Below are 785 nucleotides of genomic sequence, written 5' to 3'. Positions count from 1 at the left end.
CCGCCGTTCCGGCCGACTCCGGCTTCGACGTCGACCTGCCGTCCGTAGTGGAGCCGGATCTGTCCGGCCGCCACTCCGATGACCTGGATGTCCCTGACTTCCTCAAGTAGGTCCTGAAGCACCATGGCACTGCCGGATGGCAGTGCCATGGTGCTTTCTCGTAGGATCGAAGTTCTGCAAACAAGTTTGGCAACGATGTGGGGTTTTTAGTGTTCTCCTGGCGGGCGGAAGTCCGGCCCGGCGTCTGGGTGGCTTTCACCGACGCCGCTGCCGGCAACCTGGCGCTCCATGTCGGCGACGATCCGGCGGAGGTTGGCCGCCGGCGCCGGGACGTTGAAGCGGCACTGGGACTCGGCGGCCGGCGCTTCCAGTACATGAACCAGGTCCATGGCAACAATGTGGCCGCCGTGGGGGCCGCCAGCGCCGCCGCCCGTCCCGCCACTGCTGATTCCTTGACAGCTGAAGCCCCGACTGCGGATGCCATGGTGTCCCTCGGGGAACCCCTTGCCGTGATGGTGGCCGACTGCGTGCCGATCGTCCTGGTGGGGGACAGGTCCGGCAGGGCGGATCCCGTCCTGGCCGTCGTGCACGCCGGCCGCCCCGGCGTCGCGTCCGGAGTGGTCCCCGCGGCCGTCGCGCGCATGCGGGGGCTGGGCGCATCAGCGCTCAGCGCCTGGATCGGCCCGTCCGTCTGCGGGAAATGCTACGAGGTTCCTGCGGACATGCGCGACGACGTCGCCGCCCGCGTGCCCGCTGCCCGGTGCACCACGTCCCGCGGCACCCCC

Annotated in this window: 1 protein-coding gene; it reads left to right on the top strand. The window is 69.7% G+C overall.

Going from position 1 to position 785, the window contains the following annotated elements; translation table 11 throughout:
- Positions 1–209: 209 nt before the first annotated feature.
- Positions 210–785, top strand: a 576-nt coding sequence (locus K789_RS0107495; RefSeq protein ID WP_024366222.1) for a laccase domain-containing protein, incomplete at its 3' end; no start/stop codon positions are given.

The sequence above is a fragment of the Arthrobacter sp. TB 26 genome (genome assembly GCF_000427315.1).
Taxonomy (GTDB): Bacteria; Actinomycetota; Actinomycetes; order Actinomycetales; family Micrococcaceae; genus Arthrobacter.
This window is presented reverse-complemented; position numbering and strand designations above follow the sequence as displayed.